Here is a 23892-nt window from a genome sequence, read left to right as displayed (position 1 = left end):
TCTACCGGGCTCATCTCTACAGGGTCTCGATCCAGTTGGTCAGGAGCTGCGCTCCGGCGTCGCCGGACTTCTCGGGGTGGAACTGAGTGGCCCACAGCGCGCCGTTCTCCACGGCGGCCACGAAGGGCTTGCCGTGCGTGGACCAGGTGACCCTGGGCGCGGCGATCAGCGGGTTGTGCGTCTCCTGGGTCCACTCGTGGACGGCGTAGGAGTGCACGAAGTAGAAGCGGGCGTCGGCGTCCAGGCCGGCGAAGAGCTGTGAGTCGGCCGGTGCCTCGACCGTGTTCCAGCCCATGTGGGGCACGACGTCGGCCTGCAGCGGTCCGACCGTGCCGGGCCACTCGTCCAGGCCCTCGGCCTCCACGTCGTGCTCGATGCCGCGCGAGAAGAGGATCTGCATGCCGACGCAGATGCCCATGACGGGGCGTCCGCCCGACAGCCGGCGGTCGACGATCCAGTCGCCGCGGGCGGCCTTGAGGCCGTCCATGCAGGCGGCGAAGGCGCCGACGCCGGGGACGAGCAGCCCGTCGGCGTTCATGGCCTTGTCGTAGTCGCGGGTGATCTCGACGTCGGCGCCCGCGCGCGCGAGGGCGCGCTCGGCGGAGCGCACGTTGCCGAAGCCGTAGTCGAAGACGACGACCTTCTTGGCCGGGGCGGCGGTCAACTCCACACCTCCAGCCTCAGGACGCCCGCGAGCAGACACATGCCGGCGCCGATGGAGAGCAGCACGATCAGGCCCTTGGGCATCTGCTGCTTGGCGAAGGAGTAGATGCCGCCGGCCAGGAAGAGGCCGACGACGATCAGTGCGGTGGACGTACCGTTCATGGGTTACAGCGCGCCCTTCGTGGAAGGCAGGATGCCGGCGGCGCGCGGGTCGCGCTCGGAGGCGTAGCGCAGGGCCCGGGCCAGCGCCTTGAACTGGCACTCCACGATGTGGTGCGCGTTGCGCCCGTAGGGCACGTGCACGTGCAGGGCCACCTGGGCCTGGGCGACGAAGGACTCCAGGATGTGCCGGGTCATCGTCACGTCGTACTCGCCGATCATCGGCGCCATGTTCTCGGGCTCGGTGTGCACGAGGTAGGGGCGGCCGGAGAGGTCGACGGTGACCTGGGCGAGGGACTCGTCCAGCGGGACCGTGCAGTTGCCGAAGCGGTAGATGCCCACCTTGTCGCCGAGGGCCTGCCTGAAGGCGGCGCCCAGCGCGAGGGCGGTGTCCTCGATGGTGTGGTGGGAGTCGATGTGCAGGTCGCCGTCGGTCTTCACGGTCAGGTCGAACAGACCGTGCCGGCCGAGCTGGTCGAGCATGTGGTCGTAGAAGCCGACGCCGGTCGCGATGTCGGTCTTGCCGGTGCCGTCGAGATCGATCTCGACGAGGACCGAGGTCTCCTTGGTCGTGCGCTCCACGCGTCCCACGCGGCTCATGTGTTCTGCTCCTTCTTGACTTCACGTACCGCGTCGAGGAACGCGTCGTTCTCCTCCGGGGTGCCGGCGCTGACCCGCAGCCGGCCCGGCACGCCGTTGTCCCGGACCAGGACGCCCCGGTCGAGGATCTTTTGCCAGGCGGCGTGGGAGTCCGCGAACCGTCCGAACTGGACGAAGTTGGCGTCGGACTCGGTCACCTCGAAGCCGATGGCCCGCAGTTCGGCGACCAGCCGGTCCCGCTCGGTCTTCAGCTGGTCGACGTACTTCAGCAGCGTGTCCGTGTGTTCCAGGGCGGCCAGCGCCGTCGCCTGGGTCACGGCCGAGAGGTGGTACGGCAGCCGTACGAGCTGGACGGCGTCGACGACGGCCGGGTGCGCGGCGAGATAGCCGAGGCGCAGGCCCGCCGCGCCGAACGCCTTCGACATGGTGCGGGAGATGACGAGGTTCGGCCGGCCGTCCAGCAGCGGCAGCAGGGAGGCTCCGTGGCTGAACTCGATGTACGCCTCGTCGACCACGACCATGGACGGCTTCGCCGCCTGGGCCGCGTCGTGGAGTGCGAGGACCGTCTCGGCGGGGACCGCGTTGCCGGTCGGGTTGTTGGGGGTGGTGACGAAGACGACGTCCGGGCGGTGCTCGGCGATGGCCCGCTCGGCGGCGGACACGTCGATGGTGAAGTCCTCGCGACGCGGCCCGGAGATCCAGCCGGTGTTGGTGCCGCGCGCGATGAGGCCGTGCATCGAGTACGAGGGCTCGAAGCCGATCGCGGTGCGGCCGGGTCCGCCGAAGGTCTGCAGCAGCTGCTGGATGACCTCGTTGGAGCCGTTGGCCGCCCAGACGTTGCTCACGTCGAGGGGGTGCCCGGAGGTGTTCGTCAGGTACTCGGCGAGCCTCGTGCGCAGCTCGACCGCGTCCCGGTCGGGGTAGCGGTTGAGGTCGCGGGCGGCCTCGCGGACGCGCTCGGCGATCCGTTCGACCAGCGCCTCGGGCAGCGGGTAGGGGTTCTCGTTGGTGTTCAGCCGTACCGGCACGTCCAGTTGGGGTGCGCCGTATGGGGACTTGCCGCGCAGCTCGTCCCGTACGGGGAGATCGTCGATGCCGAACGTCACTTGCTCTCGGGGACCTTCCACTCGAACCTCGCCTTGATGGCAGCGCCGTGCGCGGGCAGGTCCTCCGCCTCCGCCAGCGTCACCACGTGCCGTGCGACCTCGGCGAGCGCGTCGCGCGTGTAGTCGACGATGTGGATGCCGCGCAGGAAGGACTGCACGGACAGGCCGGAGGAGTGGCAGGCGCAGCCGCCGGTGGGCAGGACGTGGTTGGACCCGGCCGCGTAGTCGCCGAGGGAGACCGGCGCCCAGGGGCCGACGAAGATCGCGCCGGCGTTCCTGACCCGGTCGGCGACGGCGGCGGCGTCGGCGGTCTGGATCTCCAGGTGCTCGGCGCCGTAGGCGTCCACGACCCGCAGCCCCTCGTCCAGGCCGTCGACCAGGACGATCGCGGACTGGCGGCCCGCGAGGGCGGGGCGGATCCGGTCCTCTACGTGCTTGGTGGCCTCGACCTGCGGCTGCAGTTCCTTCTCCACCGCGTCCGCGAGCTCCACGGAGTCGGTGACGAGGACGGCGGCGGCCAGCGGGTCGTGCTCGGCCTGGCTGATCAGGTCGGAGGCGACGTGCACCGGGTCGGCGGTGGAGTCCGCCAGGACGGCGATCTCGGTCGGTCCGGCCTCGGCGTCGATGCCGATCTTCCCGGTGAAGAAGCGCTTGGCGGCGGCGACCCAGATGTTGCCGGGGCCGGTGACCATGTTGGCGGGCGGGCAGGACTCGGTGCCGTACGCGAACATGGCGACGGCGGTGGCGCCGCCGGCCGCGTACACCTCGTCGACGCCGAGCAGGGCGCAGGCGGCCAGGATGGTGGGGTGCGGGATGCCGCCGAACTCGGCCTGGGCGGGGGAGGCGAGCGCGATCGAGCCGACGCCGGCCTCCTGCGCGGGCACCACGTTCATGACCACCGACGAGGGGTAGACCGACCGGCCGCCGGGCACGTAGAGCCCGACCCGCTCGACCGGCACCCACTTCTCGGTGACCGACCCGCCGGGCACCACCTGCGTGGTGTGCGTGGTGCGGCGCTGCTCGCGGTGGACGAGACGGGCGCGGCGGATGGACTCCTCGAGCGCGGCGCGCACGTCCGGGTCGAGGCCGTCCAGCGCGCGGGTCAGCTCCTCGGCCGGGACGCGCACCCGTTCCAGCCGGACGCCGTCGAACTGCTCGGTGAAGTCGATCAGCGCCGCGTCCCCGCGATGATGCACGGCCTCGCAGATCGGACGCACCTTCTCCAGGGCGACCGAGACGTCGAAGTCGGCTCGGGGCAGCAGGTCGCGCAGGGCGGGGCCCTCGGGGAGGGCGTCGCCGCGCAGATCGATTCGGGAGATCACGGAACCAATTCTCTCAGACCCGCGTCCGGCACGGTCCGCGCGTATCAGTGGCTGATACGGAACGCGACGGACCTCACGCCCCACGGTGAACTCACGCGATCCATGCTCACTTTGAGTGTTCGGCAGGTCACTCAGTGGGCATGAACGGTTGTACGAAGGGTGAGCGACCGACGAGTAGGCGGGGAGGGAGTGAAGCACTGTGACGCAGGGGGCCGGCCATCGTGACGGAGAGCTGCCGGACGACCTGACCACCGCCGAGGCAGGCATGTGGCAGGCCTTCCGCAACGGCAGTGTGTACGACCTGAGCAGCGGCGACGCGCTCGTCGACGACCCGCACGGCGGGCGTCCGTGGGGGCCGGAGCGGACGGTGCGGGCCCGCATCGTGTGCTGGCTGCTTCTGGACGGTCCGCCGGCGCTCGCGGGCCGGGTGTCCTCGCTGCAACTGGTGGGCGTGCGGATCAGCGACACGATGGATCTGGCGGGCGGCACGGTGGTGCCGTACGTGGAGCTGCGGCGCTGCCGCTTCGACCGGGAGGTGCTGCTGCCGGAGACCCGGTTCACGACGGTGCGGCTGGTGGACTGCGCGGTGCCGCGCCTGGAGGCGGCCCGGCTGCACACCGAGGGCGACCTGCACCTGCCGCGCTCCCGCTTCCCGGGCGGCATCCGGCTCACGGACGCGCAGATAGGCACCGACCTGCTGCTCAACCAGGCGATCGTGCACCGGGACCGCAGCGGGCGCTCGATAGCGGCGGACGGCATGACGGTCGGGCAGGACCTCCAGGCCGAGATGCTGGAGTCGCACGGCGAGGTGAGCCTGCGCAGCGCCCAGGTCGGCGTGTCGCTGAGCCTGCGCGGCGCCCGGCTCCTCAACCCGTACACACGGCACGCCCTGAACGCCCCGCAGCTGACGGTGGAGCGCACGCTGTACCTGACCCCGGCGGGCCTGGGCAGCCCTCTGCTGCGCGGCACCACGCCCGCGCAGGGCACCCGCATCCAGCGCTTCGAGTGCGAGGGCGGGGTGCGGCTCGACGACGGGCGGTTCGGCGACGCGCTGGACCTGGAGCACGCGCGGTTCACCTTCACCGACGACCAGGAGCTGTCCCTGCGCCGGGTGCAGACGCCCGAGCTGCGCTTCCTGGGCGAGCGTCCGGCGCGCGGGCGGGTGGTGCTGTCGGGGGCGCGAGTGGTCAACCTGATGGACCGGGCGGACAGCTGGCCGGGCCCCGGGCGGCTGCACATGGGCGGCTTCGCCTACGAGAACCTGGTGCCGCGCGGGCCGTTCCCGCTGGCGAAGCGGTTGCGCTGGGTGGGCGCCGCGACCGCCGAGTACCACCCGGAGCCGTACGAGCGGCTCGCCGCCGTGCTGCGGGCCGGGGGCGAGGACGAGGACGCCCGCGAGGTGCTGCTCGCCAAGCACCGCAGGCGCCGCGAGAGCCTGCCGCTCGCCGCGAAGCTGGTGGGCTACGCACAGGACTGGACGGTCGCCTACGGCTACCGGCCGGGCCGGGCGGCGGTGTGGATGGCGGTGCTGTGGGCGGCCGGCTCGCTCGCCTTCGCCCGCGCGGAACCGCCCCCGCTGAAGAGCGGCGAACACCCGGACTGGAATCCCGCCCTCTACGCCCTCGACCTCCTCCTCCCGGTGATCGACCTGGGCCAGGTGGGCTTCTGGCAGCTGCACGACGGCTGGCAGTGGCTGTCGACGGCCCTGGTATTGCTGGGCTGGGTCCTGGCGACGACGGTGGCAGCGGGCGCGACCCGCCTGCTCCGCAGAAACTGACCGTCGCCCGAGCGCCCCGCCCCCCGGCCCCCCGCCCCACCGGGCCGCCCGCGGCCCACGGGCCGCCGCCCGTACCCCTGCGTGGCCGCCCCCACCCGGCGGCGCGGGCCGCGCGTGCGATGCGGTGTGGCGACGGTCGGCGGCGAGTGGGAGGGTCCGGCCGACTCGGGCGGGACCACCTCCGGCGCGGGTGGAGGGGGCCGGCCGACTCGGGCCGGACCACCTCCGACGCGGGTGGAGGGGGCCGGCCGACTCGGGCCGGACCACCTCCGGCGCGGGCGGCAGGCTCCGGCCGACTCGGGCCGGACCACCCCCGACGCAGGCGGCAGGCTCCGGCCGACTCGGGCCGGACCACCCCCGACGCAGGCGGCAGGCTCCGGCCGACTCGGGCCGGACCACCCCCGACGCAGGCGGCAGGCTCCGGCCGACTCGGGCCGGACCACCCCCGACGCAGGCGGCAGGCTCCGGCCGACTCGGGCCGGACCACCCCCGACGCAGGCGGCAGGCTCCGGCCGACTCGGGCCGGACCACCTCCGACGCAGGCGGCAGGCTCCGGCCGACTCGGGCCGGACCACCTCCGACGCAGGCGGCAGGCTCCGGCCGACTCGGGCCGGACCACCCCCGACGCAGACGGCAGACTCCGGCCGACTCGGGCGGGACCGCCTCCGGCGCGGGCGCGGGAACCGAGTGGCGCGGGCAGGAGAACCCGGCTGGAGGAAGGAGGAGCCGGGGGCGCACAACCATCCCGAACCCTCGACCGTCGTACTGGCCATGTTGCGCGCGTTTCTGCGGACCGCCGCTGCCCGGGCGCGTTCCCGGCCGTCACGGCCCGCCCCGGACGACGACGTGCTCCTCGACGCCCCCGACGAACGCCTCGCCCCCGCCCTCGTCGCCGCGGCCCGTGGCGAGCACGGCGCCGCGGCCGCTCTCCTCGCCGGTACCCGTGCGAACGCCGAATGGGACCACCGCGACCGCTACGCGACCCGGCTCGCCGCCTTCGCCCGCTCCCGTGCCGAGTGGCTCGACGCCTGGCGGGCCACGGCTCCGGACGACCCCGACGCCCTCCTGGTGGCGGCCCGGCTGACGGTCCACCGTCACTGGGACTCACCGGCCCGTGCCGAACTCCTGCGCGAGGTGATCCCCTCGGTCGTCGCGGCCGCCGAGGCCGCCGGTCCCGTCGACCCGGTGCCGTGGCGGACGGCGCTGGACGCGGCACGGGGCGCCCGCGCCCCGCACACCGAGTTCGAGCGGCTGTGGGAACAGGCGGTCCGCCGCTCCCCGCACCACTACGGCAGTCACGTCGCCGCCCTGGAGTACCTGGCCGACGCATCACCCGGCGCCCACGGCGAGTGCCTGGACTTCGCGGAGACGGCCGCCCAGGACGCCCCCGAGGACGCGCTCGTACGGGCCCTGCCCCTGCGCGCGGCCTTCACCTGCCTCACGGCGACGGGCACGGGCACCGGTACCTCCGCGCCGGGCGCCACCGCCGCCACCCTCCGCACGCACCGCCCCCGCCTCGACGCCGCCGCCGACCGGGCCGCCGCCCTCTCGGCGGCCCACCCGGCGGCCGACCCGTGGGCGGCGGAGCTGCGGAACCTGCTCGTCTACGTCCTGGTACGCCTGGGACGCCACCGGGACGCCGCGGAGCAGTTGCGGCTGACCGGCCCGTACGTCACGTCCTTCCCGTGGGACCGGGACACCGACGACCCCGACCCGCTGGGCCGCTTCCTCCAGGTGCGCGCGGACGTCCGCGCGCACCTGGAGACGGGCGCCCATTAGGCTTCTGCGACGTGACCACCGTCCGGCTCCCCCTCTTCCCCCTGAACTCCGTCCTGTTCCCGGGGCTGGTGCTTCCGCTCAACGTGTTCGAGGAGCGCTATCGCGCCATGATGCGCGAGTTGCTGAAGACCCCGGAGGACGAACCACGCCGGTTCGCCGTCGTGGCGATCCGCGACGGGCACGAGGTGGCCCGCAGCGCCCCCGGCCTGCCCGACCCGACGGCCACCGTGGAGCACGGGCCGACGGCCGGGTTCGGGGCCGACCCGCTCAAGGCGTTCCACAAGGTGGGCTGCATCGCGGACGCGGCGACCATCCGCGAGCGGGCCGACGGCACCTTCGAGGTGCTCGCCACCGGCACCACCCGGGTGCGTCTGGCCTCCGTGGACGCCTCGGGCCCGTTCCTGACCGCCGAGCTGGAGCCCCTGCCCGAGGAGCCGGGCGACGAGGCGGGTGCGCTGGCCGAGGGCGTGCTGCGGTCCTTCCGGCAGTACCAGAAGCGGCTGGCGGGGGCCCGGGAACGCTCGCTGGCGACCGGCTCCGACCTGCCGGACGAACCGGGCGTGGTCTCCTACCTGGTCGCCGCCGCGATGATGCTGGACACGCCGACGAAGCAGCGTCTGCTCCAGGCTCCGGACACCGCCTCACGGCTGCGGGACGAGCTGAAACTCCTTCGCTCCGAGACGTCCATCATCCGTACGCTGCCGTCCCTGCCGGCGTCGGATCTGACGCGCGGCCCGACGAGTCTCAACTGAGGTAATGGCCCGCATGGGGAAGAAGCCGAGCAAGGCGAACAAGAAGCAGCAGTCCGGCGGCACGCCCGCGACGGTGGCGCTCACGGCGGCCGGAGTGACGTACACGGTCCACGCCTACGAGCACGACCCGGCCCACCCGTCCTACGGCGAGGAGGCGGCCGAGGCGATGGGCGTCTCCCCGGACCGGGTGTTCAAGACGCTGGTGGCGGACGTCGACGGGGCGCTGACGGTCGCGGTCGTGCCGGTGGCGGGCCGGCTCGACCTCAAGGCGCTGGCGGCCGCGGTGGGCGGCAAGCGCGCGGCGATGGCCGACCCGGCCCTGGCCGAGCGCACCACGGGCTATGTGCGGGGCGGCATTTCCCCCCTGGGCCAGCGCAAGCACCTCACGACCGTTCTGGACGACTCGGCCTCGGCCCATGCCACGATCTGCGTCTCGGCGGGCCGCCGCGGCCTGGAGGTCGAACTCTCCCCCGCCGACCTGGCCGCCCTCACCGACGCGACCCTGGCCCCGATCGCCCGCCCCTGACCCACCGCGCCCGGCTGTGGGCGATCGCCCCTCCCCCAGTGCCTGAAAGGGCCCGGGAGGTACGCCCAGGGCGGCACGGGCGGGCACAGCGGCACTCCGCGACGCCGGGTCGCGCACCCCGCCCCGGGCGAGCCGGACGCAGTCCTACTTGCCCCCGTCCCCGTACGGCCCCGCCGCATACCGCCCAGCCCCCGGCCAGGGGTCCGGCTCCGGATCCCTGGGCCCGAACAGCCCCGTCAGCCCCAGATGCACCACGAGCGCCGCGAAGGACCACGCCAGCAGCACCCCCTTCGCCCCCAGCTTCAGCGGCGCGGAGAACGTGACCCCCTTGCCCGCCTCCTTCGCGTGGGCGATCACGTCCTGGGCCGGCCCGAGCCACACCCCGAGCCGCCACGCCAGCAGCGACCCGAGCAGCCCGCCGACGCCGAGCGCCACCACCAGCGGCACACCACCGCGCCGCTTCAGCAGGAAGACCACCACCGCGCTGAGCGCCCCGAACGCCAGCGCGAGCAGCGTGAACGTTCCGTCGACGCCGATCGCCTGCTCGCCCTCGGAGTCCTTGAGGTAGACCACCCAGCTGTCGCCGACCACGTCGCCCACCAGCGGCACGCTCGGCGCCAGCTTCCACCACAGCACGCCCAGCAGCGCACCGAAGAGCGCGACCGCCACCACGGTCACGGCGGCCTGCCGCACTTCCTTCAACATCCCGGGGCCGTCCTGTTCGCCATGAGGATCACCGTGGGGGTCGTACGAGCCGCCGGACGCGGCACCCACCGCGTCGGCGCCCAGCGCGTGCGCGCCGACGGGCGGTGGCACCGGCCCGCCCTGGTACGACGGGCGTTCGTTCGGCGGCGGTGGCGGAGTCAAGGGTGCGGTCACCGTGCCATCGTGCCAAACCCGCCTGTGCGGCGCGTCACCGGACGGCGGCCCGGCGGTACGCCCAGGTGGCCACGGCCAGCGAGATCACCCCGACCGCGGCGCACACGGCGAGGTCGCCGAGGACGAAGCCCCAGTCGGGCCGTTCGCCGAAGGTGCGGGCGAAGGCCTCCACACCGTACGTGGAGGGCAGCAGGTCCCGGGCGAGGCGCACCACCTGCGGCATCCGTTCGGGCGGCAGCACGCCGAGCAGCAGAGCCGCCGACATGCCGAGCTGGCCCAGCAGCGTGGCGAACTCCGGCCGGGGGGCGAGCAGCCCCAGCGCGGCGCCCAGCCCGGCGAGTGCGGCACCCGCCAGCGGGATCACGGCCGCCAGCACCCACAGGTGGGTCATCGGCAGCCCGAACAGCAGGCATCCGAAGACCGCCGTGACCACGGTCCCGGGCACGGTGAAGGACGCGTACGCGCCCGCCGCGCCCAGCACCACCGCGGCGGGCGGCACCGGCAGCGTCGCGTAGTGGTCGAGGCCGCCGCTGGAGCGCAGCTGGCCGAAGTACTGGGCGAGGAGGTTCAGCGCGACGAAGGCCACGACGAGCACCGCCGACCCGGCGACCACGGCCCGCGCCTCGCCCCCGCCGTCCACGACGCCCCGCATCAGGATCATGATGCCGATCGACTGGAAGGTCGCCACGAACAGCAGCGGGATGCGCGCGACCCGCGCCCGGGAGAGCTGCGCCCGGTACACGGCCACCAGGGACGGCCACAGCCGCGCCCTGGGCCCCAGCTCGGCCGGGCCGGCCGTGTGCCGCCCCTCGGCTGCCGGGGCAGCGCCCTGCAGGGCATCGGCGGGTACGACACTCACGTCGCGCTGCTCCCCTTCGCTCGGGTCGTGATCCGGGTCGTTCTTCGGGTCGTTTCTCGGGGCGTTCCCAAGGCCGTCCGCAGCGGTCACCCGAACGGGTGTGCTCGCCCCGACGGGTACGGATGCTGCGGCCGGTGTGCTCACCGCTCGCGTGCTCACGCCCTCACCAGCCCCTGCCGCGCGGCGCCGCCCAGCGCCAGGTACACGTCCTCCAGGCTGGGCGTGGCCAGGGTGAAGTCGTCCAGGGCGGCGAAGGCGGCGCCGCCGGTGACGGTGGCGACGACCGCACGGGCCTCCTCGGGGGCGAGCCGGAGCGTCCAGCGGCGCCCCGACTCGACGACGCGGTCGCGCAGGGCGGCGACCTCCGGGACGTTGAGCGGCGCGCTCTCGCGCCACACCAGGTCGACACGGACCTCTCCGGCGACCTTCTCCTTGAGCCCGGACGGCGTGTCGCAGGCGATCACCCGGCCCCGGTCGAGGACGGCGACCCGGTCGAGGACTGTCTCGGCCTCGATGACGTTGTGGGTGACGAGCAGCACGGTGGCGCCGTGTTCGGCGCGCCGCCGGTCGACCGCCGACCACACCGCGCGCCGGGCCACCGGGTCCATGCCGGTCGTCGGCTCGTCCAGCACGAGCAGCGGGCGCTCCCCGACCAGGGCGGCGGCGAAACAGGCCAGGCGGCGCTGGCCGCCGGAGAGCTTCTTGATCGGGCGGGCGGCCAGCCCGGTCAGGCCCAGCTCCTCGAGCACGGCGTCCCGCTCGGCGCGGGCCCGGCGCACCTCGAGGCCACGCAGCCGTCCGGTGGTCTCGGCGGCGAGCGACACGGTCAGCTCGTCCAGGGCGCTGGACTCCTGTCCCAGGTAGGCGAGGATCCGCGCGGCCCGCTCCGGGTGGCGCACGATGTCGTGCCCGAGGATCTCCACGCTGCCGCCGTCGGGCCGCATCAGGCCGGTGAGCTGGCGTACGAGGGTGGACTTGCCGGCGCCGTTGGGTCCGAGCAGTCCGAAGATCTCACCGCGGCGGATGTCCAGGGTGACGTCGTCGGTGGCCCGTACCTCGGGGGTGGCCGGGGCGCCGCGCCTGCCGCGCACGGCCGGGTAGGTCTTGGTCAGTTCGCGCACCACGCACACGGCATCGCCACCGGGTCGAGGTGCCTGTGCCGCGCGCGTACTCACAAGGGACGAGACTACGGGGTCGGTCCCTCCGGCCCGCCCCCGGGTCCGCCCATAAGTGTCGATTCAGCCGGGTGCGGCGGAGGTGTGCCGGAGGTTGCGCCACGGTGGTGCCGGGGCCGGGCGGGACCGCCTCACTCCGCCGCGGGGGTGCGTTCGGTCGCCGTCCGCACGTCGACCTCCCGCCAGAAGCCCGCCCGGATCGCGTACCGGTCGTGTTCGTCGATCTGGTCGTCCTTGTGCGCGAGCAGCCCGAAGCGGGCCGCGTAGCGCAGCAGCTCGCCGTCGACGCGGTGCGGGATGCGCGGGTACATTCCGGAGAGTTTCTGCAGGTGGGCGTGGTCGCCGAGGCGTTCGAGCCAGCGGCGGGCGAAGACCTGGCCGACCTCGTACGGGTCGCCGCCGACCGTGGTGATGTCCTCCTCGCGGTCGGCCCAGCGCTGCTCGGCCGTGGTGAGCTGGGCCAGCGTCGGCAGCGAGGCGGCCTCGGACGGCTCGGCGGCGGGCCGGTCGACCCAGCCCTTGTCGGAGGACCAGCGCAGGGTGGCGTTGGCCGGCTGGGGAGCGGGGTGGGCGCCGGGGGCGCGCAGGGCGGCCAGGTCCTTGGGGGTGGGGACGCCCTTGGCGGGCGCCGCCCGCTCGTCGGTGCCGCCCGGCGCGGCGGTCGCCGCGGTGGGGTGCTCGGGCGCCTCGGCGGGCCGTCGGCCGGCGGCGGAGAGGGCGGACTCGGGCAGCGGCGCGGAGAGGATGGCGGCGATCTCGGGGCGGGGCACGGGCGGCGGCGCGCAGATGCCGCCGACCTCCTTGGCGCGGACGGCTCTGGTGATCCACGTACGGTCGAGGACGCGGCGTTCGTCGGCCTCGGCGACCAGGTCCTCGGACTGGTTGTAGTCGCCGTCGGCGGCCTGTACGGCCCACAGGTGGACGGCGACTCCGTGCTCCTTGGCGGCCATCATGCCCGGCAACAGGTCGCCGTCGCCGGTGACCAGGACGACGTCGGAGCAGGCGCGGTTGCGGGCCAGTTCGGTCAGTTCGGCGTGCATGGCGGCGTCCACGCCCTTCTGCGCCCAGCGTCCGTCACTGCGCGTGAGGGCGCCGAGCCGAACGGTGACCCGGGGCATCACCCGCAACCGCCGGTGTTCCGGCTGCGGGACGCGGTCGGGGGCGCCGTCGAACCAGTAGATGCGCAGCAGGGGCTGCTGCGTGTCGGACTCGGCACGGTCGCGCAAGCCCTGGATGAGGGCGGCGTGATCGACGGTGATCCGCGAGCGCGAGGGCTCTCCTGCCAGGAGACTCGCGGCGGCCCCCAGCAGATACCCGGCGTCCACCAGGACGATGCAGCGGTCCACGCGATCCACCCTCTTTCCGGGAGGTTTGCTTCGGGCTTCCTTCGAGTCTGCCCGACCACGCGGAGGTTAACGGCCCGAACTCGATCTTCGGCGTGGCGTTTCGGCACCCCGCACCCCGACGGACCGCGTCACGGACGGTAATTGCCCGATATGCGTTCTTTGTTGGGCTGTGTGAATCTGGTTCCGGCCCTGGCCCCTAGATCCCCCTCAGGAGGTAGATCACCATGGCCAAGAACAAGAACAACCGTGATCGTAAGCAGCCCCGGTCCGAGCGCTCCCCGCAGGCGGCCGAGTCGGCCGTGCTGGACCGCGAGGAGCAGCACTCCCCGCAGCTGACGACGCCCGGCGACGCGGCCTCCCGCAAGCGGAGCAAGCGCTTCGGCCACAACTGACGTCCACGACGAGGGGCGCACCCGGCAACCGGGGGCGCCCCTTGCTCGTTTCTCCGCTCAGCCCGCCAGACAGGACGGCCCGAGCAGCACCTTCAGGTCGCCGAACAGCGCCGGATCGGGCTTCACCCGGTGCCGGTCCAGGCGCAGCACCGTCGTCTTCGTGGGCCCCTGGAGCTTGATCCGCACCTCGCTGTCGCCCCGGTGGTGGGTGAGGATCTCACCGAGCCTGCTGACCATCGGCGGGGTGACGCGGGTGGCGGGGATGGTGAGCACGACGGGCGCGTTGGCACCGGCGTTGGACAGGTCGGGGATCATCAGCTCCATCGCGACCAGCCGGGGCACGTCCTCCCGCTTGTCGAGGCGTCCCTTGACGAACACCACGGCGTCCTCGACGAGTTGCGTGGACACCAGTTGGTAGGTCGCCGGGAAGAACATGCACTCCAGTGAGCCGGCGAGGTCCTCGACGGTGGCGATGGCCCAGGCGTTGCCCTGTTTGGTCATCTTGCGCTGGAGGCCCGAGATGATGCCGCCGATGGTGACGACCGCGCCGTCGCCGAAGTCACCGCCGGTGAGCTGGGAGATGCCCGCGTCGGCCTTGTCGGACAGCACGTGCTCCAGGCCGAAGAGCGGGTGGTCGGAGACGTAGAGACCGAGCATCTCCCGCTCCTGGGCGAGGAGGTAGGTCTTGTCCCACTCCTCCTCGCTGAAGACGACGTCGAGTCCGAAGCCCGGCTCGTCGTTCTGCTCGTCGCCCATGCCGCCGAAGAGGTCGAACTGGCCCTCGGCCTCCTTGCGCTTGACCGCGACCACGTTGTCGATCATCGGTTCGTACTGCGCGGTGAGGCCCTTGCGGGTGTGGCCCATCTCGTCGAAGGCGCCGGCCTTGATCAGCGACTCCGTCGTCCGCTTGTTGCAGACGACCGCCTCGACCTTGTCCAGGTAGTCGGGGAACGACGTGTACTTCCCCTTGGCCTTGCGGCACCGGATGATCGACTCGACCACGTTGGTGCCGACGTTGCGCACGGCGGAGAGGCCGAAGAGGATCACGTCGTCGCCCTGGGCGGCGAAGTTCGACATGGACTCGTTGACGTTGGGCGGCAGCACCTTGATGCCCATGCGCCGGCACTCGTTGAGGTAGACGGCCGACTTGTCCTTGTCGTCCTTGACCGAGGTGAGCAGGGCGGCCATGTACTCGGCCGGGTAGTTGGCCTTCAGGTAGCCGGTCCAGTACGAGACCAGGCCGTACGCGGCCGAGTGCGCCTTGTTGAAGGCGTAGCCGGCGAAGGGGACCAGGACGTCCCACAGGGCCTGGATGGCCTCGTCGCTGTAGCCGTTCTTCCGGGCTCCGGCCTGGAAGAGAACGAAGTTCTTCGCCAGTTCGTCGGGCTTCTTCTTGCCCATCACGCGGCGCAGGATGTCGGCCTCGCCGAGCGAGTAGCCCGCGATGATCTGGGCGGCCTTCTGCACCTGCTCCTGGTAGACGATCAGGCCGTAGGTGACCGCGAGGACCTCCTGGAGGGGCTCCTCCAGCTCCTTGTGGATCGGGGTGATCTCCTGGAGGCCGTTCTTGCGCAACGCGTAGTTGGTGTGCGAGTCCATGCCCATCGGGCCGGGGCGGTACAGGGCCGACACGGCGGAGATGTCTTCGAAGTTGTCGGGCTTCATCAGCCGCAGCAGGGAGCGCATCGGGCCGCCGTCGAACTGGAAGACGCCGAGCGTGTCGCCGCGCTGCAGCAGTTCGAAGGTCTTCGGGTCGTCCAGCGGCAGCGACAGCAGGTCCAGGTCGATGCCCTTGTTGGACTTCACCATCTTGACGGCGTCGTCCATGATCGTGAGGTTGCGCAGGCCGAGGAAGTCCATCTTCAGCAGGCCGAGCGACTCGCACTGCGGGTAGTCCCACTGCGTGATGGTGACGCCGTCCGTGTGCCGCACCCAGATCGGGGCGTGGTCGACGATGGGCTCGCTGGACATGATCACGCCGGCGGCGTGCACGCCCATCTGCCGGACCAGGCCCTCGACACCCTTGGCGGTGTCGATGACCTTCTTCACGTCCGGCTCGTTCTCGTACATCGAGCGGATCTCGCCGGCCTCGCTGTAGCGCGGGTGGGTCGGGTCCGTGATGCCGTTGAGGTCGATGCCCTTGCCGAGGACGTCGGCGGGCATGGCCTTGGTGAGCCGGTCGCCCATCGCGTACGGGTAGCCCAGCACGCGCGCGGAGTCCTTGATGGCGTTCTTCGCCTTGATCTTGCCGTAGGTGCCGATCATGGCGACCTTGTCGGCGCCGTACTTCTCGGTCACGTACCTGATCACCTCGACGCGCCTGCGCTCGTCGAAGTCGATGTCGACGTCGGGCATGGAGACGCGCTCGGGGTTGAGGAACCGCTCGAAGATCAGGCCGTGCGGGATGGGGTCGAGGTCGGTGATGCCCATCGCGTACGCCACGATCGAGCCGGCCGCGGAGCCTCGGCCGGGGCCGACCGCGATGCCCTGCTTCTTGGCCCACATGATGAAGTCGGCGACCACGAGGAAGTAGCCCGGGAACCCCATCTGGATGATGACGTCCATCTCGTACTCGGCCTGCTTCTGGCGGTCCTCGGGGACGCCGCCCGGGAAGCGGCGCGCCATGCCGCGGCGGACCTCCTCCTGGAACCAGGTGACCTCGGTGAAGCCCTCGGGGATGTCGAACTTCGGCATCAGGTCGCGCTTCTCGAACATGCCGGTCGTGTCGATCATCTCGGCGACCAGACGCGTGTTGGCGCAGCCTTCCTGCCAGGCGTCCGAGGAGTCGATGGCGTACATCTCGTCCGTGGACTTCAGGTAGTAGCCGGTGCCGTCGAAGCGGAAGCGGTCCGGGTCGGAGAGGTTCTTGCCGGTCTGGATGCACAGCAGCGCGTCGTGGGCGGTCGCCTCGTGCGCGTAGGTGTAGTGCGAGTCGTTGGTGACCAGCGGCGGGATGCCGAGCTTCTTGCCGATCTCGAGCAGCCCGTCGCGGACCCGGTGCTCGATCTCGATGCCGTGGTCCATCAGCTCCAGGAAGTAGCGGTCCTTGCCGAAGATGTCCTGGTAGTCGGCGGCCGCCTTCAGCGCCTCGTCGAAGTGGCCGAGGCGCAGCCGGGTCTGCACCTCGCCGGAGGGGCAGCCGGTGGAGGCCACGATGCCCTCGGACCACTGGCTGATGGTCTCCTTGTCCATCCGGGGCCACTTCTGCAGCCAGCCCTCGGCGTACGCGTCGGAGGAGAGGCGGAAGAGGTTGTGCAGCCCCGTCTTGTTGGTCGCCCACATCGTCTTGTGGGTGTAACCGCCCGAACCGGACACGTCGTCCCGCTTCTGGTGCGGCTGGCCCCACTGGATCTTGCGCTTGTTGCGCCGGGACTCGGGGGCGACGTAGGCCTCGATCCCGATGATCGGGGTGACCCCCGCCTTCTGCGCCGAGTGGAAGAAGTCGTACGCCCCGTGCAGGTTGCCGTGGTCGGACATGGCGATGTGCGTCATGCCCATCTCGTTGCACGCGTTGAACATGTCCTTGAGCCGCGCGGCACCGTCCAGCAGCGAGTACTGGGTGTGGACGTGCAGGTGCGTGAACGGCGGCTTGGACACGTTCGGCCTCCTCAGGGAACTACGGGCGACGGACGGGCGACGGGCAGCGGTCGCTCCGGGGGGTCAGCGTCGAAGTCTATGCCTCGGGACTGACACTCCGGGGATCCCCACGCGTACCTTCGGGGACGGGCACTCCCGCACCCGTTCGAACGTTGGCCCGAGTGGAGATCCGCTCCACTCGTCAGGCACCACCCGCACCAGGAGGCACCAGGCATGTCGGTCCCGCAGCTCAACGAGGAGAGGCGCGGCGAGGAGATCCTCGCCGTCTTCGACACCGCCTTCGGCCGGCTGCTGGCCGCGGATCCCGCGGCGTTCCGGGTGAAGTTCCGGAAGATGGCGGCCTCGGCCTTCGCGTTCTACCGCGGCACCGCCGGCCTCTTTTACCACGATTTGACCGAGGACCCGGAGTTCGGTGACCAGCCCGGCGGTGCCTACCTGGACGAGCGGACCTCCCGGGTGTGGATCCACGGCGACCTCCACGCCGAGAACTTCGGCACGTACATGGACTCCACGGGCCGGCTGATCTTCAACGTCAACGACTTCGACGAGGCCTACGTCGGCCCCTTCACCTGGGACCTCAAGCGCTTCGCCGCCTCCGTCGCCCTGATCGGGTACGCGAAGGCCCTCAGCGACGAGCAGATCAGCGAGCTGGTGCGGGTGTACGCCGTCGCGTACCGCGAGCGGATCCACGCCCTGGCCACCGGCGCCAAGAGCGACGAGGTGCCGCCCTTCACGCTGGACACCGCGGAGGGGCCACTGCTGGGAGCGCTGCGGATGGCCCGCTCGCTGACCCGCTTCGGGCTGCTGGACTCGATGACGGAGATCCGCGACTTCGAGCGCCGCTTCGCCCCCGGCGGCGGCTCCATCGAGCTGGACGCCGCCACGCGCTACAAGGTGCTCGCGGCCTTCGACGGCTACCTGGAGACGCTCCCCGAGTCCTCCCTGGCCCGCCCGGACTCCTACCGCGTGAAGGACGTCGTCGGCCGCCGGGGCATCGGCATCGGCTCGGCCGGCCTGCCCTCCTACAACATCCTGCTGGAGGGCAACAGCGACGCCCTGGAGAACGACGTCGTGATCTACATCAAGCAGGCCCAGACCCCGGCCGTCTCCCGGCACATCACCGACCAGGCCATCCGGGACTACTTCCAGCACGAGGGCCACCGCACGGTGATCTCCCAGCGCGCCCTGCAGGCGCACGCCGACCCGTGGCTGGGCTGGACCGAGCTGGACGGCGCCGGGCAGCTGGTCGCGGAGGTCTCGCCGTACGCCGTCGACCTGGACTGGGGCGACATCGACGACCCGGAGGAGATCGCCGAGGTCGTCGCGGACCTGGGCCGGGCGACCGCGACCATGCACGCGGCGGCCGACGACCAGTCCGGGGAGTCCCTGGTGCCGTTCTCCACGGAGCGCGCCATCGACGCGGCGATCGCGGCCGACGAGGAGGGCTTCGCGCCCCTGCTGGTCGACTTCGCACACCGGTACGGGGCACGCGCGCGTGCCGACCACCAGACCTTCGTCGACCTGTTCCGCAACGGCCGGATCCCGGGCCTGTGACCATTCCGGTTCGGTAACCGTCGGCCGTCTCACAGGAACCTTTTAGGGGTCCCTTACCGGACCCCGTGACACACTCTTCTACTGCTATGGACATATCCGGAACCCCGCTCAGAGCCGTACGCGCGGCGCTGTTCACGGCCCTCGCCGTGACGCTCAGCACCGCGTCGCACGTGCTGCTGTCCGGGGTTCCGCTGCCGCTGCCCACGGTGGCCGCGGTCGCCGCCGCCGTGTTCCTGATCGCCTACGCCCTGGCCGGGCGGCGCGAGCGCGGCTTCGGGCGGATCGCCGCCCTGCTGATCCCGCTGGAGCTGGCCGCCGACACCGTCTTCACCACCGGCCAGCACGTCTGTTACGGCAGGGCGGGCGGCCCCGTCGCGGGCCCCCTGCGCTCGGTCGGCTTCGACGTGCTCTGCGGCGACGGGACCGGCGTGCACGCCGGGGTGACGGCCCCGCTGACCCGGGTCACCGGGGCCGAGACCGACCGGATGGCGTCCGTGCTGGCCCAGGCCGACCCCGGCACCGCCTGGCTGCTGCTGGGCGCGCACGTCGGCGTGGGGCTGCTGGCGGCGGCCTGGCTGCGGCGCGGTGAGCGGGCCCTGGCCCAGCTGCTCGGCGCGGTGGCCGCGACCACCTTCCGGCCGCTGCTGCTCGCCGTCGCGGCCGTGAGCGTACGCCGGACCCCGGCGGCGCGGCGCCCGGTGCCCCCGGTCCGCCGCACCGCCGGCGCCCGTGAGCGGATCCTCACGCACTCCCTGGGACGTCGCGGACCGCCGCGCCCGGTGACCGCCCTCGTGTGACCCGGCACCCGAGCCGCGGCAGTCGCACGAGCACCACCGAGCACGGCAGTCCCCCATACGTACTTCCGCACACCCTCGTGTGCGCGTCCCCGGAGAGATCATCATCATGAGCAAGCGGAACAGCCAGGCGGCGAAGACGGCGGCCCGTGAGCGCCTGCGCCAGGAGCGCGAGCGCCAGGCCAAGCGCGACAAGGTCAAGCGGCAGGTCGTCGTGGCCGCCTCCATCGTCGGTGTACTGGCGGCGGCCGGCGGCATCAGCTACGCCGTCGTGCAGGGCAACAAGCCCACCGGCTGGGAGAAGGCCGCCGAGGCGAAGGTCGTGGCGCCGGCCAACACCTCCGGCAAGGACGGCACCACGATCGTCATCGGCGAGTCCAAGTCCGACAACGTCGTCCACCTCTACGAGGACCCGCGCTGCCCGGGCTGCGCCGCCATGGAGCAGAGCATCGGCGAGACCGTCAACAAGGGCATGGAGGACGGCGACTACAAGCTCTCCTTCACCGTCGGCACCTTCCTCGACGGCAACCTGGGCGGCGAAGGCTCGAAGAACGCGCTGAGCGCCCTCGGTGCGGCGCTGAACGTCAGCCCGGAGGCGTTCGTCGACTACAAGACGGCGCTCTACTCCACGGAGTACCACCCCGAGGAGTCGACCGACGAGTTCGCGAAGGACGACTACCTGATCAAGGTGGCGAACTCGGTCGACGCCCTGAAGAACAACAAGAAGTTCCAGGACGCCGTCGAGAAGGGCACCTACGACGCCTGGGCGATGCGGATGAGCAAGTCCTTCGACGAGTCCGACGGCGTCCAGTCGACCCCGACCATCAAGATCAACGACAAGGTGATCGAGACCCCGAGCACGCCCGACGCGTGGCAGAAGGCGCTGAAGGACGCGGGCGTCACCAAGTGACCCGGTGATTCCGGTGATTCCGGTGATTCCGGTGATCGTCGGCTGACGAGTGGGCGAACTTTCGCGAGTTCGCCCACTCGCGGGCGTACCGATCAGTAACCTGATCGGCCGTGACCAGTCGACACAGAGCCCCCCAAGACACCGAGACATCCGCGAACTCCCGGACCCCGAGCCGCCGTACGGTCGTCAAGGCCGCGGCGGCCGGTGCCGTTCTGGCCGCCCCGCTCGCCGCGGCCCTTCCCGCCGGCGCCGCCGACGCGGCCCCCGCCTTCCTGCACGGCGTCGCCTCCGGCGATCCGCTGCCCGACGGCGTGCTGCTGTGGACCCGGGTGACCCCGGTGCCCGAGGCCATACCCGGGTCCGGTACCGGCCCGGACACCGACGTGAGCTGGGTCGTCGCGACGGACAAGGCCCTCACGAACGTCGTCGCCAAGGGCTCCGTCACCGCGACGGCCGCCTCCGACCACACCGTCAAGGCGGACGTCCGCGGCCTCGCGCCCGCCACGGACTACTGGTTCCGCTTCTCCGCGGGCCCCACCGACTCCCCCGTCGCCCGCACCCGCACCGCCCCCGCGCACGACGCGGCCGTCGCCGGTCTGCGCTTCGGCGTGGTCTCCTGCGCCAACTGGGAGGCCGGGTACTTCTCCCCGTACCGCCATCTCGCGGCGCGCGGCGACCTGGACGCCTGGCTGCACCTGGGCGACTACATCTACGAGTACGGCACCGGCGAGTACGCCAACCGTGACACCGTCGTGCGCCCGCACGCCCCGGCCCACGAGATCCTCACCCTCGCCGACTACCGGATGCGGCACGGCCGTTACAAGACCGACCCCGACCTCCAGGCCCTGCACGCCGCCGCACCGGTGGTGGCCATCTGGGACGACCACGAGATCGCCAACGACACCTGGTCGGGCGGCGCCGAGAACCACACGGAGGGCGCCGAGGGGACCTGGGCGGCGCGGCAGAGCGCCGCCAAGCGGGCCTACTTCGAGTGGATGCCGGTGCGTCCGGCGATCGCCGGCACCACCTACCGGCGGCTGCGCTTCGGCAAGCTCGTCGACCTGTCGCTGCTCGATCTGCGTTCCTTCCGCTCGCAGCAGGCGGCGCTCGGCAACGGAGAGGTCGACGACCCGGACCGCACCCTCACCGGCCGCGCCCAGCTCGACTGGCTCAAGGCGGGGCTGGCGTCCTCCGACGCCACCTGGCGGCTGGTCGGCAACCCGGTGATGATCTCGCCGTTCGCCATCGGCTCGCTGCCCGCCTCGCTGCTCGGGCCGCTCGCCGAGCTGCTCGGGCTGCCGAAGGAGGGCATCGCCCTCAACACCGACCAGTGGGACGGCTACACCGACGACCGCCGCGAGCTGCTGGCCCACCTGCGCACGCACGCGATCCGCAACACCGTGTTCCTCACCGGCGACATCCACATGGCGTGGGCCAACGACGTGCCGCACAACGCCGGGACCTATCCGCTGTCCGCCTCGGCGGCCACGGAGTTCGTCGTCACGTCGGTGACCTCCGACAACCTCGACGACATCGTGAAGGTCCACGAGGGCACGGTCTCGGCGATCGCCGCGCCGGTGATCCGGGCCGCGAACCGGCACGTGCACTGGGTCGACACCGACCGGCACGGCTACGGCGTGCTGGACGTCACCGCGGACCGGGCGCAGATGGACTACTACGTCGTCTCCGACCGCGCCGACGCGGACGCCACCGCCGCCTGGGCCCGGTCCTACCGCACCCGCAGCGGCACGCAGCGCGTCGAGCGCGTCTACGCCCCGGTCTGAGCCTCCTGGAGGCTTTCGAGGAAGCCGAGCGCCACCCGCCAGGTGGCCTCGGCCGCCTCCGCGTCGTAGTCGGGCAGCTCCGGGTCCGTGTAGAGGTGACCGGCCCCCGGGTACCTGTGCACCTCTACGTCGGCGCCGATCCGGCCCATCTGCAGATACCAGGCGCTGAGCCAGTCGTCCGTCTCGAAGGGGTCCGGCTCGGCCACGTGCAGCTGGACCGGCAGCTCGTCGACCGAGGCGTTGGGCGCGAGGTCCGAGGTGCCGTGCAGGAGCAGCAGCCCGCGCGCCCGGTGGTCGCCGAGGGCGAGGGTCTGGGCGATGGAGGCGCCGAGCGAGAACCCGGCGTACACCAGCCCGCGCTCCGAGTAGGGCGCGGCGGCCAGCACCGCCCGCTTCAGCAGCTCCTCCCGGCCGATCCCGTCCTGGTGGGCCATGCCCTCCTCGACCGACTCGAAGGTACGGCCCTCGAAGAGGTCCGGGGTCCACACCTGGTGCCCGGCCTCGCGCAGCCGGTCGGCGGCCTGCCGCACCGCGGGCCTCGGGCCGAGGGTCGAGTGAAAGAGCACGATGTTCATGAGGCCATGGTGCCAGCCGGGTGTGACGACGCGGCGCGCGGCGGTGCCCCCGCCGGGAGACAAGTCACAGGTTCACAGCCCGCGCGGCCGGTTACGTTCGAGGGATGGAGACGATACTCCGCCCGCTGATCGTGGTCGGCGGCTCGGTTCTGCTGACCCTGGTCATCGGCTGGGCCACCGACCTGTTGCTGCGCAAGGCCGACGGACGCCACCCCGAGACACCGCTGTGGGGGCTGCTGCGCCGTGCCCGCGTCCCGTACCAGATCGTGCTCTGCTCGGCGCTGCTGAGAGGGTCGTACGTCGAGGCCGGGGTGTTCCCCGAGCACGGGACCGCGGTCGGCCGGACGCTGACGCTGGCGCTGATCGGTTCGGCGGCCTGGCTGGTGGTCCGGATGGCCTCGGCGGTCGTCGAGACGTCCTACTCCCGGTACGCGCACGCCCACGCCGAGCGGGACCCGGCCCGGGTGCGGCGCGTGCGGACCCAGGTGTCGCTGATCATGCGGGTGGTGACGGCGATCGTCGGCGTGGTCGCCGTGGCGTCGATGCTGCTGACGTTCCCGGCGATGCGCGCGGCCGGCGCCTCGCTGCTGGCCTCGGCCGGGATCATCGGCATCGTCGCCGGTGTGGCGGCCCAGTCCACGCTGGGCAACCTGTTCGCCGGGTTCCAGATCGCCTTCGGCGACATGGTGCGCATGGGCGACACGGTCGTGGTGGACGGCGAGTGGGGCACCGTCGAGGAGATCACGCTGACGTACCTGACGGTGCGCACCTGGGACGAGCGCCGGATCACGATGCCGGTGTCGTACTTCACCTCGAAGCCGTTCGAGAACTGGTCGCGCGGCACCCCGCAGATGACCGGGACCGTCTACTGGCACCTCGACCACACGGCGCCGCTGGAGGCGATGCGGGAGCGGCTGCGCGACCTGCTGCGCCAGTGCCCGGCCTGGGACGGGCGCAGCTACAACCTGACGGTCACGGACACCACCCCGAACACCATGGAGGTGCGGGCCCTGGTGACGGCGAAGGACGCGGACGACATCTGGACGGTACGGGTCACGGTCCGCGAGGGGATGATCCGCTGGCTGGCCGACGAGCACCCGTACGCGCTGCCGCGGATCAACACGGCTCAGGCGGCGCCGCGCCCGCTCCACGACGGCTTCCCGCACGCCCGCCGCTCCCCCGACGCCGACTCCCGCCCGACCGCCCCGGACGCGGACTCCCACCGCTCCCCGGACGCGGACCACCACCGCCCCTCGGACACGGGCTCCCGCCACCTCACGCAGCGGCCGACGAAGAGCAGGAGCCGGTGACCGGCGCGGGCCGGCGCCGCGGGAGCCGGTGAC

At 72.2% G+C, this 23892-nt stretch carries 21 protein-coding genes; 10 read left to right on the top strand and 11 right to left on the bottom strand.

Going from position 1 to position 23892, the window contains the following annotated elements:
• Nucleotides 1–16: 16 nt before the first annotated feature.
• From hisH to hisD, 5 genes are read right to left on the bottom strand one after another with little or no spacing between them, the layout of a single operon-like run.
• Nucleotides 17–670: an imidazole glycerol phosphate synthase subunit HisH gene (hisH, locus tag NI25_RS29030; protein WP_061445274.1), complete on the bottom strand. Its 654-nt coding sequence runs from the start codon at nt 668–670 to the stop codon at nt 17–19.
• Nucleotides 661–825, bottom strand: coding sequence for a hypothetical protein (locus tag NI25_RS39815; RefSeq protein ID WP_199561042.1), 165 nt, complete (start codon nt 823–825; stop codon nt 661–663). The genes hisH and NI25_RS39815 overlap by 10 nt, the downstream gene beginning before the upstream one ends.
• A gap of 3 nt (nt 826–828) precedes the next feature.
• Nucleotides 829–1422, bottom strand: a complete 594-nt coding sequence (hisB, locus tag NI25_RS29025; protein ID WP_003976763.1) for an imidazoleglycerol-phosphate dehydratase HisB — start codon at nt 1420–1422, stop codon at nt 829–831.
• Complete coding sequence (locus NI25_RS29020; RefSeq protein WP_061445273.1) at nt 1419–2528, bottom strand: histidinol-phosphate transaminase; 1110 nt, start codon at nt 2526–2528, stop codon at nt 1419–1421. Before NI25_RS29020 ends, hisB begins: the two co-directional genes overlap by 4 nt.
• Nucleotides 2525–3850: a histidinol dehydrogenase gene (gene hisD / locus NI25_RS29015; RefSeq protein WP_061445272.1), complete on the bottom strand. Its 1326-nt coding sequence runs from the start codon at nt 3848–3850 to the stop codon at nt 2525–2527. The genes NI25_RS29020 and hisD overlap by 4 nt, the downstream gene beginning before the upstream one ends.
• A 199-nt stretch (nt 3851–4049) precedes the next feature.
• Here hisD and NI25_RS29010 point away from each other — a divergent pair, with 199 nt between their 5' ends.
• The 4 genes from NI25_RS29010 (at nt 4050) to ybaK (ending at nt 8684) form a co-directional block, all read left to right on the top strand.
• A complete protein-coding gene (locus NI25_RS29010; RefSeq protein WP_061445271.1) occupies nt 4050–5627 on the top strand; it encodes a hypothetical protein in 1578 nt (525 codons plus the stop codon).
• A gap of 771 nt (nt 5628–6398) precedes the next feature.
• Nucleotides 6399–7406, top strand: a complete 1008-nt coding sequence (locus tag NI25_RS29005; protein ID WP_061447147.1) for a hypothetical protein — start codon at nt 6399–6401, stop codon at nt 7404–7406.
• A gap of 11 nt (nt 7407–7417) precedes the next feature.
• Complete coding sequence (locus tag NI25_RS29000) at nt 7418–8158, top strand: LON peptidase substrate-binding domain-containing protein (RefSeq protein ID WP_061445270.1); 741 nt, start codon at nt 7418–7420, stop codon at nt 8156–8158.
• Between the two features lie 13 nt (nt 8159–8171).
• Nucleotides 8172–8684 (top strand): Cys-tRNA(Pro) deacylase, encoded by a 513-nt coding sequence (gene ybaK, locus NI25_RS28995; protein WP_061447146.1) that lies wholly within the window; start codon nt 8172–8174, stop codon nt 8682–8684.
• Nucleotides 8685–8828: 144 nt separating this feature from the next.
• On the opposite strand, the gene NI25_RS28990 is transcribed toward ybaK, so the two are convergent.
• The 4 genes from NI25_RS28990 to NI25_RS28975 all read right to left on the bottom strand — a co-directional run bounded on the left by NI25_RS28990 (nt 8829) and on the right by NI25_RS28975 (nt 12943).
• Nucleotides 8829–9563 carry a hypothetical protein gene (locus NI25_RS28990; protein ID WP_061445269.1) on the bottom strand — a complete coding sequence of 245 codons (735 nt, stop codon included), beginning with the start codon at nt 9561–9563 and terminating at the stop codon, nt 8829–8831.
• Between the two features lie 34 nt (nt 9564–9597).
• Nucleotides 9598–10422, bottom strand: a complete 825-nt coding sequence (locus tag NI25_RS28985) for an ABC transporter permease (protein WP_061445268.1) — start codon at nt 10420–10422, stop codon at nt 9598–9600.
• A gap of 155 nt (nt 10423–10577) precedes the next feature.
• Nucleotides 10578–11552 (bottom strand): ABC transporter ATP-binding protein, encoded by a 975-nt coding sequence (locus NI25_RS28980; RefSeq protein ID WP_061445267.1) that lies wholly within the window; start codon nt 11550–11552, stop codon nt 10578–10580.
• Nucleotides 11553–11728: 176 nt separating this feature from the next.
• On the bottom strand, nt 11729–12943 hold the full coding sequence (locus NI25_RS28975) for an NYN domain-containing protein (RefSeq protein WP_061445266.1): 1215 nt from the start codon (nt 12941–12943) through the stop codon (nt 11729–11731).
• A gap of 224 nt (nt 12944–13167) precedes the next feature.
• Here NI25_RS28975 and NI25_RS38880 point away from each other — a divergent pair, with 224 nt between their 5' ends.
• Entirely contained in the window at nt 13168–13335 is a 168-nt protein-coding gene (locus NI25_RS38880; protein ID WP_061445265.1) for a hypothetical protein, read from the top strand.
• Nucleotides 13336–13392: 57 nt separating this feature from the next.
• Here NI25_RS38880 and dnaE read toward each other — a convergent pair whose 3' ends face one another.
• Nucleotides 13393–16932 (bottom strand): DNA polymerase III subunit alpha, encoded by a 3540-nt coding sequence (dnaE, locus tag NI25_RS28965; protein WP_061445264.1) that lies wholly within the window; start codon nt 16930–16932, stop codon nt 13393–13395.
• Nucleotides 16933–17145: 213 nt separating this feature from the next.
• Between dnaE and NI25_RS28960 the strand changes: the two genes are divergently transcribed.
• From NI25_RS28960 to NI25_RS28945, 4 genes are all read left to right on the top strand, one after another.
• Nucleotides 17146–18486 (top strand): DUF2252 domain-containing protein, encoded by a 1341-nt coding sequence (locus NI25_RS28960; RefSeq protein ID WP_061445263.1) that lies wholly within the window; start codon nt 17146–17148, stop codon nt 18484–18486.
• Between the two features lie 86 nt (nt 18487–18572).
• The gene (locus tag NI25_RS28955; protein WP_061445262.1) at nt 18573–19283 is read left to right on the top strand and encodes a hypothetical protein; all 711 of its coding nucleotides are present in this window, start codon (nt 18573–18575) and stop codon (nt 19281–19283) included.
• Nucleotides 19284–19389: 106 nt separating this feature from the next.
• Nucleotides 19390–20190, top strand: coding sequence for a DsbA family protein (locus NI25_RS28950; RefSeq protein ID WP_061445261.1), 801 nt, complete (start codon nt 19390–19392; stop codon nt 20188–20190).
• A 110-nt stretch (nt 20191–20300) separates the two neighbouring features.
• The gene (locus tag NI25_RS28945; protein WP_061445260.1) at nt 20301–21974 is read left to right on the top strand and encodes an alkaline phosphatase D family protein; all 1674 of its coding nucleotides are present in this window, start codon (nt 20301–20303) and stop codon (nt 21972–21974) included.
• Here the strand turns inward: NI25_RS28945 and NI25_RS28940 are convergent.
• Nucleotides 21959–22612, bottom strand: a complete 654-nt coding sequence (locus NI25_RS28940) for a dienelactone hydrolase family protein (RefSeq protein WP_078884766.1) — start codon at nt 22610–22612, stop codon at nt 21959–21961. The genes NI25_RS28945 and NI25_RS28940 overlap by 16 nt on opposite strands.
• Nucleotides 22613–22653: 41 nt before the next feature.
• Here NI25_RS28940 and NI25_RS28935 point away from each other — a divergent pair, with 41 nt between their 5' ends.
• Nucleotides 22654–23859, top strand: a complete 1206-nt coding sequence (locus NI25_RS28935) for a mechanosensitive ion channel family protein (protein ID WP_061445259.1) — start codon at nt 22654–22656, stop codon at nt 23857–23859.
• Nucleotides 23860–23892 lie beyond the last annotated feature (33 nt).

Source organism: Streptomyces sp. CCM_MD2014 (genome assembly GCF_000772045.1).
GTDB classification, from domain to species: Bacteria; Actinomycetota; Actinomycetes; order Streptomycetales; family Streptomycetaceae; genus Streptomyces; species Streptomyces salinarius.
Note: the sequence above shows the minus strand (reverse complement) of the source record. Positions and strands in the feature narration are given on the sequence as shown.

What these genes read in the sequence shown, in the direction of transcription:
- NI25_RS39815 (WP_199561042.1), bottom strand. Translation starts at nt 825, where the DNA reads ATGAACGGTACGTCCACCGCACTGATCGTCGTCGGCCTCTTCCTGGCC.
- hisB (WP_003976763.1), bottom strand. Translation starts at nt 1,422, where the DNA reads ATGAGCCGCGTGGGACGCGTGGAGCGCACGACCAAGGAGACCTCGGTC.
- NI25_RS29005 (WP_061447147.1), top strand. Translation starts at nt 6,399, where the DNA reads ATGTTGCGCGCGTTTCTGCGGACCGCCGCTGCCCGGGCGCGTTCCCGG.
- ybaK (WP_061447146.1), top strand. Translation starts at nt 8,172, where the DNA reads ATGGGGAAGAAGCCGAGCAAGGCGAACAAGAAGCAGCAGTCCGGCGGC.
- NI25_RS38880 (WP_061445265.1), top strand. Translation starts at nt 13,168, where the DNA reads ATGGCCAAGAACAAGAACAACCGTGATCGTAAGCAGCCCCGGTCCGAG.
- NI25_RS28960 (WP_061445263.1), top strand. Translation starts at nt 17,146, where the DNA reads ATGTCGGTCCCGCAGCTCAACGAGGAGAGGCGCGGCGAGGAGATCCTC.
- NI25_RS28955 (WP_061445262.1), top strand. Translation starts at nt 18,573, where the DNA reads ATGGACATATCCGGAACCCCGCTCAGAGCCGTACGCGCGGCGCTGTTC.
- NI25_RS28950 (WP_061445261.1), top strand. Translation starts at nt 19,390, where the DNA reads ATGAGCAAGCGGAACAGCCAGGCGGCGAAGACGGCGGCCCGTGAGCGC.
- NI25_RS28935 (WP_061445259.1), top strand. Translation starts at nt 22,654, where the DNA reads ATGGAGACGATACTCCGCCCGCTGATCGTGGTCGGCGGCTCGGTTCTG.